The organism is Mesorhizobium sp. M1A.F.Ca.IN.020.06.1.1, from assembly GCF_004023265.1.
Taxonomy (GTDB): domain Bacteria; phylum Pseudomonadota; class Alphaproteobacteria; order Rhizobiales; family Rhizobiaceae; genus Mesorhizobium.
The window spans coordinates 1-7,500 of sequence record NZ_RZSR01000040.1 but is presented as its reverse complement, the minus strand read 5'-3'; the positions used below and the strand labels follow the sequence as shown (position 1 = coordinate 7,500).

Sequence of the window (7,500 nt, the reverse complement as noted above, 5' to 3'; positions counted from 1 at the left end):
GGGTAAGTTCCGACCTGCACGAATGGCGTAACGACTTCCCCGCTGTCTCCAGCATAGACTCAGTGAAATTGAATTCCCCGTGAAGATGCGGGGTTCCTGCGGTTAGACGGAAAGACCCCGTGCACCTTTACTATAGCTTTACATTGGCATTCGTAGTGGCATGTGTAGGATAGGTGGTAGGCTTTGAAGCCTGGGCGCCAGCTCAGGTGGAGCCACCCTTGAAATACCACCCTTATCACTATGGATGTCTAACCGCGGCCCGTTATCCGGGTCCGGGACAATGTATGGTGGGTAGTTTGACTGGGGCGGTCGCCTCCTAAAGAGTAACGGAGGCGCGCGATGGTGGGCTCAGAACGGTCGGAAATCGTTCGCTGAGTGCAATGGCATAAGCCTGCCTGACTGCGAGACTGACAAGTCGAGCAGAGACGAAAGTCGGTCATAGTGATCCGGTGGTCCCGTGTGGAAGGGCCATCGCTCAACGGATAAAAGGTACGCCGGGGATAACAGGCTGATGACCCCCAAGAGTCCATATCGACGGGGTTGTTTGGCACCTCGATGTCGACTCATCGCATCCTGGGGCTGGAGCAGGTCCCAAGGGTATGGCTGTTCGCCATTTAAAGCGGTACGTGAGTTGGGTTCAGAACGTCGTGAGACAGTTCGGTCCCTATCTGCCGTGGGTGTAGGAATATTGAAAGGATCTGTCCCTAGTACGAGAGGACCGGGATGGACGGATCTCTGGTGGACCTGTTGTGGCGCCAGCCGCATTGCAGGGTAGCTATATCCGGACGGGATAACCGCTGAAGGCATCTAAGCGGGAAACCCACCTTGAAACGAGTATTCCCTGAGAACCGTGGAAGACGACCACGTTGATAGGCCGGGTGTGGAAGAGCGGCAACGCTTGAAGCTTACCGGTACTAATAGTTCGATCGGCTTGATCGTTCTCATTCCTAATATCCATCCGACAAAGTCGGATGGTCTGCCAGCGCTCACGCATGAGCGGCCCTTACGGGCCTATGCTCCGCGAGGGCGCCGGACGACCGGCGACGCGCAGTCGCGCTTGCGGGCTTCGCCCGTAGGCAAAACGCAGACGTCGCCTTGGCACAAAACGACGATCCTTTGGATCGCGCTGCGACGATCCTCGGATCGCGCTTGGCGACGATCCTCGGATCGCGCTTGGCGACGATCCTCGGATCGCGCTTGGCGACGATCCTCGGATCGCGCTTGAACAGCTTCTCGATTTGAACGTGCGTTTCGCCGACCTGGTGGTTATGGCGGAGCGGCTGCACCCGATCCCATTCCGAACTCGGCCGTGAAACGCTCCAGCGCTGATGGTACTTCGTCTCAAGACGCGGGAGAGTAGGTCGCTGCCAGGTCTGCCAAGCGCACGTTCATCTCACATCCGGATCCGGATGCAGACAAATCTTCTCCTTGCGATTGTTGTGATGCATGTCGTTGCCTCAAAACCGCTAACACTTTTGAGCGACATGCATGAGGCCCGCCAAACGGGATCCCGGGCCGCGCAAGCGGCCCTTTCATTGGGCGGTCCCTTGAATACGGTAAGCGCAAACTTACCTCTATGGTGACGCGGGGTGGAGCAGCCCGGTAGCTCGTCAGGCTCATAACCTGAAGGTCACAGGTTCAAATCCTGTCCCCGCAACCAATCCAAAAACGCCCGCCTCGTGCGGGCGTTTTTGTAGCTGGCCATACTGGCCGGCGAATGTGAGCGGTCATCAGGCCCGCAAGCAGCGAACCGACGCAGCGCCGGCAGAAAAGCCAAATCCCCACACCAATCCAGACCGGCCCGCCAACGCAGGCCGTTTGCGTTTGCGGCCCTACATTGCCCTCAAGCTCGACTCGACTTTTTGCTGCGATGGTCGCCCGGGCGTGCGTCGTCGGAACGATGCTCGAGGAGGAGAGCTTCGCCGTGCGCGTGGAAAGCACCACCGGGGCCTTCGCGGAGCCGGCGGTGCCGAAGTCGGCCTGATGGTGCAAAGCTTGCAAAGCTGAAGAGGCCAACCTCACCAAAGCGGTCGAAACGGCGCTGGCCTCGGCGGCTATAACGCGGCATTGCCGGACGCGTTTCGCGCATCGACGCTACCAGTTCATGTGCTGGCAGTGGGCCGCGTGTCGCAATGGGGCCCGCTCGCGGCGCCGACCGGTCATGAACCGGCGGCGACGTCCATGCGTTGTGTCTCAGCCGGGTGAGTTTGGAACAGCGAAGGAGTCGGAAATGACCACGCATCCCAGCACCAATCGCTTGTCCGCACAGGAGCTGCACGACATCGATGCCTACTGGCGTGCCGCCAACTACCTGACCGTCGGGCAGATCTATCTGCTCGACAATCCGCTGCTTCGCGAGCCGCTTCGGCTGGCGCACGTCAAGCCCAGGCTGCTTGGGCATTGGGGAACCTCGCCGGGCCTCAGCTTCATATACGCGCATCTCAACCGCGCGATCAGACTTCGCGATGTCAACGTCATTTACATCTGCGGCCCCGGCCATGGCGGACCGGCCATGGTTGCAAACAGCTATCTCGAAGGCACCTATAGCGAGATCAATCCGGATATTTCCCTCGAAGAGGCCGGAATGAGGACGCTCTTCCGGCAGTTTTCCTTTCCGGGAGGCATCCCGAGCCATGCCGCTCCCGATGTGCCCGGGTCGATCCATGAAGGCGGCGAGCTCGGCTACGCGCTTTCGCATGCCTTTGGCGCGGCCTTCGACAACCCGGATCTTATCGTCGCCTGCGTCGTCGGCGACGGCGAGGCGGAAACCGGCCCGCTCGCCACATCCTGGCACTGCAACAAGTTCCTCAACCCGGCGCAGGACGGCGCGGTGCTGCCGATCCTCCATCTCAACGGCTATAAGATCGCCAGTCCCACCATTCTCGCCCGCATCTCTGACGAAGAATTGCGGGCGCTATTCGTCGGCTATGGCTACGAACCGCTGTTCGTCGAGGGTGACGATCCGCCCCTGATGCATGAGCGGATGGCTGTCGTACTCGACGATGCGCTGGACCGCATCCAGGCAATTCAGCAGGCGGCGCGCAGCGGCGGAGAGACTGCCGACGGCCGGCCGAAATGGCCGATGATCATCCTTAGAAGCCCGAAGGGCTGGACAGGCCCCAAGGAGGTCGACGGGCTGAAGACCGAAGGATTCTGGCGCGCGCATCAGGTTCCGCTCTCCGGTCTCGCCGAAAACCTTGCGCATCTGAAGATGCTCGAGGAGTGGCTGAGAAGTTATCGGCCCGAAGAGCTTTTCGATGCCGAGGGCGCGCCAGTGGCCATGATCCGCGCCACTGCCCCGCAAGGCGGCAGACGCATGAGCGCCAATCCGCATGCCAATGGCGGCCTGCTGCGCCGCTCCCTCCAACTGCCAAGCCTGCAAGAGCATGCCGTATCTGTCCAGCAGCCCGGCGGCGTGAAAGCAGAGTCGACCCGTGTGATGGGCGGTTTCCTGCGCGACGTCATGGCATTGAACCAAAGCGCCAAAAACTTCCGCATTGTCGGTCCCGACGAGACGGCTTCGAACCGGCTGCAGGACGTCTTCGAGGTGACCGAGCGCGCCTGGATGGAAAAGATTCTGCCCGAAGATGTGCATCTCGGCCGCGAAGGCAGGGTTCTGGAAATCCTGTCCGAGCATACCTGTCAGGGCTGGCTGGAAGGCTATCTGCTTACCGGCCGGCACGGCCTGTTCTCCTGCTACGAGGCCTTCACGCACATTGTCGATTCCATGTTCAACCAGCATGCGAAATGGCTGGATGCCTGCGGCAAGCTGCCGTGGCGGCGGCCGATTGCGTCCTTGAACTATTTGTTGTCGAGCCATGTCTGGCAGCAGGAGCACAATGGCTTCAGCCATCAGGATCCGGGCTTCATCGATGTCGCCTTGAACAAGAAAGCGGACATCGTGCGCGTCTATCTGCCGGCGGATGCCAACAGCCTGCTTTGCGTGACGGATCATGTGCTTCGGACATGGAACCGCATCAATGTGATCGTCGCCGGCAAAGCCAATTCCTGGCAGTGGCTGTCGATCACCGAGGCGAAAGTCCACTGCAAGGCCGGTATCGGCATATGGGAGTGGGCGTCGATCGACGGCGGGGCAGAGCCGGATGTGGTGATGGCCTGCGCCGGCGACGTGCCGACGCTCGAGACGCTGGCCGCGGTCCAAATTCTGAAACGCCACGTTCCCGGCCTCAAGGTGCGGGTGGTCAACATAGTCGACCTGATGACTTTGCAGCCCAAGGAACACCACCCGCACGGCCTGTCGGATCGTGAATTCGACGCGTTTTTCACGGCCGATAAGCCAGTCATCTTCGCGTATCACGGCTATCCATGGACCATCCATCGCCTGACTTACCGGCGGACCAACCACGACAACATCCACGTGCGCGGCTACAATGAGGAAGGGACGACGACGACGCCCTTCGACATGACCGTGCTCAATGGCCTCGACCGCTATCATCTCGTCTTGGGCGTGCTCGACCGCATTCCCGAGCCGGCCGGCGCGCATATCCGGCTGAAGCAGGCGATGGAAGGCAAGCTGATCGAGCACCGGGCCTATATCCGCGAGCATGGGCAGGACATGCCCGAGGTCCTCGGCTGGAAATGGGAGCAGTAGTCGATGCCGAAGCGCCAGGCCAAATGGACGAGCGCACGATTGGCCGGGACCGGCCGACCATGACCGATGCCATTCTCGTCCTCAACGGCGGCTCCTCAAGCCTGAAGTTCGCCGTGTTTCAGCAGCAAGACGAGCTTCACCTGCTGGTGCGCGGCAGCGTGTCGTCGATCGGACATCATCCACGATTGCATGTCGCGCCCTCAGAATTGTCACGCGAAATCGACAGGAGCCTGGGGGACGAACCGATCGGGATAGCAAAGGCGTTCGAGGCCATAGTTTCCTATCTCGAGGATCACGCTCTTTTGCGCCGGATCGGCACGGTCGGGCACCGCATCGTCCATGGCGGGCAAGAACTTACCCAAGCGACCTTGCTCGACGAGCGCACGCTCGACGCGCTGCATAGGCTTGAGCCGCTCGCACCCATCCATCAGGCGATCAACCTGGAGATCGTCCAACTGGCCGGTCGGCTTTTGCCCGAAGCCAAGCAGGTCGGCTGCTTCGATACGGCCTTTCACACGGCGCGGCCGGAGCTTGCCAGGCTCTATGGCTTGCCGCGAGAGATGTCGGAACAGGGCATCGTCTCCTACGGCTTCCACGGGCTCTCCTACAGGCACATCGCAGCGAAGCTCCGCGAGCGCTACGGCGACGCTGCCGGTGGCCGAACGATTGCCGCCCATCTCGGCAGCGGCGCGAGCCTGTGTGCGATGAAGGCAGGAGTAAGCCTCGCCACGACCATGGGTTTTTCGACGCTTGACGGCCTCGTCATGAGCACCCGTTGCGGCGCCATCGATCCTGGCGTGATCCTGCACCTTCTGCAGGAGCGCAAGCTGTCGGCCGACCGAGTGACCGAATTGCTCTACGAGCAGTCCGGCCTGCTGGGCGTATCCGGCATTTCCGGAGACATGCAGGCGCTGCTTGGGTCGAAAGACCCGGCGGCGGCGCGTGCCGTCGCGCTCTTCGTCTATCGCGCCGGACGTGAGATCGGATCGCTCGCGGCCGCGCTTGGAGGCCTCGACACGCTCGTGTTCACCGCCGGCATCGGCGAAAATGCATGGCAGATCCGGCAAGAGATCTGCGAGGCTGCTGCCTGGCTTGGTGTCGTGGTCGACCATGGTTTAAATCGCAGCGGCGAAGCGCTGGTCAGCGCGCGAGAGTCCAGCGTCGATGTTCTTGTCATTCCGGCCGACGAGGAACGTGCCGTGGCCACGGAGCTCCTCGACCTCGAAACGGTCTGATCTGCCCGCGGCAGGATCGCAGGGATTAGCTCGGTAACTTGGCGCAGAGCTTCCGCTGAACCAGGACGAGCGTCGGGCGATCGGGCGTCGCGCGGGCCGTTTTCGTTCGCGTCACTTTCCCTTCAAGCTCGACTCGGCGATGGTCAGCCCGGCGCCTCGCTGCCCTATATCCGGCCGCGCGGCCAAATGCATAAGGAGCGGAAGATGCGGCAGGCACTGATCGTATGGGGCGGCTGGGAAGGGCATGAACCCGAAGCCGGGGCGCGAGTCGTCAAAGCGATGCTTGAGGAGCAAGGCTTTGCCGTGCGCTTGGAAAATACGACCGCGGTGTTCGCCGACCCGGCGATCGCCGACCTCAGCCTGATCGTGCCGATCTACACCATGTCCAAGCTCGCCAAGGCCGAAGAGGCGAACCTCACCAAAGCGGTCGAAAACGGCGTCGGCCTCGGCGGCTATCACGGCGGCATGGGCGACGCGTTTCGCGAATCGACGGACTACCAGTTCATGTGCGGCGGCCAGTGGGTCGCCCATCCCGGCAACATCATCGACTATCGTGTGAATATCGTGCGGCGCGACGACCCGATCGTGGCAGGCATCGACGATTTCCAATACCGCTCCGAGCAATATTACATGCATGTCGATCCATCGAACGACGTGCTGGCGACCACCACCTTCTCGGGCGAGCACGCGCCGTGGATCGCCGGCGTTGTCATGCCCGTGGTTTGGAAGCGCCGGCACGGCAAAGGGCGGGTGTTCTATTCGTCGCTCGGCCATGCGGCCAAGGAATTCGAGGTGCCGCAGATGCGCACCATCCTGCGCCGCGGACTTGTGTGGGCGGCGCGCTGAACGCGCCCGTCGGTGCGGGCTGACGCCGGTGGCGGCCGGATTTCCCGAACCGAAAGCATCACCGACCCGCTCCTATGATCATGACAGATCATATGAATGAGTGATTTACATAAGACGTAAGCTTTCATACAACTGCCGGCAGCAACTTGCTCTATCGGGAGAGGATTGCGTGGAAAATATCGTTCCTTCGGACGCAACCGGGTGGATGCCTTCGGTCGACCAGGGCGGCGCAAGCGTGCACAACGCCGTCGTCAGCGTGCTGGGCAGCCGCATCCTGGGCGGCGACTATGCTCCCGGTGCAGCCTTGCCGCGCGAGGAGGAGCTCTGCGCCATGCTGGGCGTCAGCCGCACCTCGGTTCGGGAAGCGGTCAAGGTGCTGTCGGCGAAAGGTCTTGTCGAGGCCAGGCGGCGGGCGGGCGTGCGCGTGCTGCCGCGCGACAGCTGGCGCCTGCTCGACCCGGTGGTGCTCGGCTGGCACCCTTCCATCCAGGATGACGAGGAGCTGGTTTCCGGCCTGCTCGAGGCGCGCCGCATCTTCGAGCCGGCGGCGGCCGAGCTTGCGGCAAGGCGCGCCAGCGCCGCCGATCTCGCCGAAATCGAACGCGCGGTCGTCGGCATGCGCGACAATATCCCGGGCGACCTCAACGCGGTCTGCCAGGCGGACCTTGCCTTCCACAAGGGCGTCATCGCCGCCAGCCATAATGTCGTGCTCAAGGGGCTGGTCGGCATGCTGGAAGCTGCCCTGCGCGCCACCTTCCTGGTCACCAATCCGTTGATGGAGGCGCAATCGCGCGCGCTGTCGGCGCA

The 7,500-nt window shown here is 62.1% G+C and carries 4 protein-coding genes, 1 tRNA gene and 2 rRNA genes (1 of these 7 only partly in view); all 7 read left to right on the top strand.

The features are described 5' to 3' along the window. Window positions 1–939: ribosomal RNA gene (locus EOA60_RS03530) — 23S ribosomal RNA — on the top strand; it begins 1,990 nt to the left of the window's first position. A 319-nt stretch (window positions 940–1,258) separates the two neighbouring features. After that, window positions 1,259–1,373 (top strand): 5S ribosomal RNA (rrf, locus tag EOA60_RS03525). Between the two features lie 210 nt (window positions 1,374–1,583). Then, window positions 1,584–1,660 (top strand) — tRNA-Met (locus tag EOA60_RS03520). 570 nt (window positions 1,661–2,230) lie between these two features. Continuing rightward, entirely contained in the window at window positions 2,231–4,612 is a 2,382-nt protein-coding gene (locus EOA60_RS03515) for a phosphoketolase family protein (RefSeq protein ID WP_127335398.1), read from the top strand. Window positions 4,613–4,671: 59 nt separating this feature from the next. Next, window positions 4,672–5,847: an acetate/propionate family kinase gene (locus EOA60_RS03510; protein WP_095823607.1), complete on the top strand. Its 1,176-nt coding sequence runs from the start codon at window positions 4,672–4,674 to the stop codon at window positions 5,845–5,847. A 204-nt stretch (window positions 5,848–6,051) separates the two neighbouring features. After that, window positions 6,052–6,693, top strand: a complete 642-nt coding sequence (locus EOA60_RS03505; protein ID WP_095823606.1) for a ThuA domain-containing protein — start codon at window positions 6,052–6,054, stop codon at window positions 6,691–6,693. Window positions 6,694–6,862: 169 nt separating this feature from the next. Continuing rightward, window positions 6,863–7,500 (top strand): GntR family transcriptional regulator (locus EOA60_RS03500; protein WP_164899178.1); only part of this gene is annotated, 638 nt, incomplete at its 3' end.